The sequence below is a fragment of the Dapis brunnea BLCC-M229 genome (genome assembly GCF_050015995.1).
Lineage (GTDB): Bacteria > Cyanobacteriota > Cyanobacteriia > Cyanobacteriales > Microcoleaceae > Trichodesmium.
Window position 1 is genome coordinate 1 of record NZ_JBNHEP010000184.1, and the last position, 3,647, is coordinate 3,647.

Here is a 3,647-nt window from a genome sequence, read left to right on the forward strand (position 1 = left end):
CCCTGTTCCCTGTTCCCTATCTCCTTTTTATATTTCCTTTACAAACAATCTCTGACCGCTGAATACTTACTGCTAAATTATTAAACTTATTAGAGATTGTTTCTCAATAAAATATCAACATAAAATAGGGAAAAGGGAACACTTAACTGGGAATTGGGAGGAAGAAATCAAGATAACTATTTGTCACAAATAAATCTAGGAATATATCTACTTAACACCTCTGGTATGTACCATATTTCAATCTCTTGAAGTATTACCTCTTTTTGATTTTAGTCACTACGCATCTCTCTTAATACTTAGAGTACAAACAGTTTATTAGATTAAAGGTTTTGTCACAGTACCAAATAAATTTATGGATTAAGTTTAGCAAAGAGCAGGCGATCGCTTTGATTATTTCTATGACCATCTCTTCTGGCAAAAAGAAGACCTTAGTTCAACAATTAATAATTAATAATTATCTCTCCTTGAAAAGAAGAGGATTGATGCGGTAGGGAAAATTTTTTCTTTTTTTTTGATCGATTGGATATGGCGTTTAGCGCTCCGCACAAGACGCGTTTCGGCTGTCGCCGACATGAAAAACGCTACGCGACATGAAAAGCAGAGCTGCTCGGAAGTACGCCATCCCATCTTACGGAATGCTCCGAAACGACCGCTCTCTTGGTCGATTGGATATGGCGAGGAAACCTCGCCATCCCATCCTAACGGAATGCTCCCCAAACGACCGCTTTTTTCCTTTAAAGGAGAGGTTTTAAACCTTAATTATTCGGTAAACTCATAGTAATTTCATAAAATCTTGCTACATTGAGTTTATTATTAGGTGGTAAGTAGAACTGAAGGATGAAAAAATATTAATAATTTTGCTAGTTTGCTAGACGATTTTAGTTTCAACAATTAACGATTAATAGTGATTAATTATTTAGGAAGTATCTATAGTATAAATTTAATGTTATAGCACTACAAAAATAGTTTTAGGAGATTAATAAAATTGCAATCCAAATCAGCTAATAGTTTTTAGTTGAGCTGTTTTGCTGCGGCACAACTCCGTGAACGCGCTCGCGATATGAAAAACACAAGTTCCTCTGCATAATGCTAGCTATTTGCGGATAATTATGGCAGGGAAATGCTTAAAGCTATACTATAGAGAAACTGAAAATTATAATTTGTTAACTAAAGATTAACTGTTGATTAAATAACTATGAACGAACAGATTTACACAAACTACCGACTACAATTACCAGACCAAGAAATTATTGGTACTCTCATAATTCGTGATGGTAAAATTGCCGAAATTCAGCCAGGAATTGTTAATATTGGTCAAAATGGGCAAGGAGAATATTTAATGCCTGGATTGATAGAACTTCACACAGATAATTTAGAAAAATGTATGTCTCCTCGCCCTGGAGTAAAATGGCCTTTAAAAGCAGCAGTATCCTATCACGACCGAGATTTAATTAGTGCTGGAATTACCACAGTTTGTGATGCAATTGCCATTGGAGATATTAAACCAAATTCTGTTCGACTCAAAGATTTTGCTGACATGATTGAAGCTATTTTTGAGAGGCAAAAATCTGGGAAACTTCTGACAAACCATCGTTTACATTTACGCTGTGAAGTTTCTTTTGAAGGTGTATGTAATATTGTCGAAAAATATGCAACTAATCCTCTTCTTTCTCTAATGTCTTTAATGGATCATACTCCCGGTCAAAGACAATTTGTTAGTGTGGAAAAATATAAAGAATATTACATGGGAAAACATGGAATTAGCGAATCAGAAATGAGTGACTTTATTGCCTATCGTCAGGAAACTCAAAAACAATATGCTTATAAAAATCGTCAGGCATTAGTTGACCTAGCAAAACAACAAAAAATTTCTCTAGCTTCCCATGATGATGCAACAATAAATCATGTCAAAGAAGCTGTAGAAAATGGAGCAGTATTAGCAGAATTTCCGACAACTTTAGCTGCAGCAAAAGCAGCTCATAATTCTGGATTACAAGTTTTAATGGGTGCGCCGAATTTAGTATTAGGAGGTTCCCATTCTGGCAATGTATCAGCAATGGAATTAGTAGAGCAAAATTTAGTTGATGTAATTTCTTCAGATTATGTACCTCGGAGTTTATTACAATCTGTTTTTTTAATTAGTCATCAAACTGATAAACCTGTATATGAAGCGATGAAGTTAGTTACAAGTAATCCGGCTAAAACTATTAACTTGTTTGAGGATAGGGGAAGTTTAGAAGTTGGCAAACGTGCGGATCTAATTACAGTACATGATGATGGAATTGTTCCGCATTTAACTTCAGTAGTTATTAATGGTCGTCGTGTTGCTTGAACTGTTATTACTTTTTATAGCAGTGAGCTGTGGTGTATTTACAGTCCAAACCCTCCAAACCCTCTAAAGTAATCCTAAGTCAATAAAAATTGTAAATACATCAGCGCACTCTTCTATAATTCTCAAAGTATTTACAGATCAAAGCAAGTACCTTTTTAGGTCGAAAAAAGTGCCAGTTTTTTGGTCACTAGAGCTGCAAAAAGTTAGCATTTTGGGGAGACTTGGGCAGAAAAATCAAGGGAGAAAATATCCGACTACCTACTAATTAATTCTCTGTTCTTCCTAACTATTCTCTACTCCCCGACTCCCTTACTCCCCAACTCCCTAAAAAGACTTTTTCAGCAAATCCTACTTATAGGCGAAGTATTTTAACCAAAGGCGAAATGTTGACTACCCTGCATCATTAATCGACTCAGCTAATTTCCAATTCTTTACCGAATAATTAGGGAATAGCAGAAAATAAATTATCCCAATTTTTGTACTCTATTTTTGTACTATCGGGACTTTAGTGAAAAAACAGTAAAAAAAAGGGTATAATATATACCTGATATGTATTTTACGTTAAACTATAGCTATCGTGATGAATGCTAAAAATTTTTCTGATGCCACTGATATTAACTATTATATTACTAATCTCGAACACAAATATGTAACTCCAGAACGGATATGTTCTACTTATTCTAAGAGAAATTGGGTAGAAGTTTTCGTGATTAGAAGCCAAAGGACGGTTAGGGCTAAGAGAATATCAAGTCAGAGATAAAATCAGCTGAAAAAGGCATTTTATTTTAGTCCGCTCGTGCTTATACATTTATGATCTGGCATCAGTTAACTGGAGGCATAAGAAGGGGTTGGGCTAACAAACCGTTAAAGACTTTTACTGATACTTTAGAAGCCCGATCGTACAGCGATATCTTACCGTTTGATCAAGTGGTTAGATGAAAACATCGACGTATTTACCGCTCATCAAGAGAGTTTGGGGTTTGTTTGGGTTGGAAATTTGCTCAAGTCCCGCTATATCCTGACGGTTACTCCCTACTCCCTTACTTTTTCAATTTCTTCCCTACTACCTACTCCCTACTTCCTTATTTTCGTATCTAATGGAATAATTTTTTATTTGGAAGTTCCTAAGTACAACTTCATAGAGAAATTATATTAGGCGTTTCGCTGCGCAACATGAGACCTGTAGCGCTGTGTAGCACTATCGCTACCCTGCCGGTTTTATCTAAAATCTAAAAACTGTTGCGTCATAGTTAAATTAATTATCAACCTACAATATGGCGATCGCTACCCTGCCGGTTTTATCTAAAATCTAAAA

Annotated in this window: 2 protein-coding genes and 1 pseudogene; all 3 read left to right on the forward strand. The window is 35.5% G+C overall.

Annotated elements, in window-relative coordinates; translation table 11 throughout:
- Positions 1-329 precede the first annotated feature (329 nt).
- Complete coding sequence (locus ACP6PM_RS21205) at positions 330-491, forward strand: hypothetical protein (RefSeq protein ID WP_426588127.1); 162 nt, start codon at positions 330-332, stop codon at positions 489-491.
- 704 nt (positions 492-1,195) lie between these two features.
- Complete coding sequence (gene phnM, locus ACP6PM_RS21210) at positions 1,196-2,332, forward strand: phosphonate metabolism protein PhnM (RefSeq protein WP_426588129.1); 1,137 nt, start codon at positions 1,196-1,198, stop codon at positions 2,330-2,332.
- A gap of 568 nt (positions 2,333-2,900) precedes the next feature.
- Positions 2,901-3,320 (forward strand): annotated as a pseudogene (locus tag ACP6PM_RS21215) (IS701 family transposase); the annotation flags it as partial.
- Positions 3,321-3,647 lie beyond the last annotated feature (327 nt).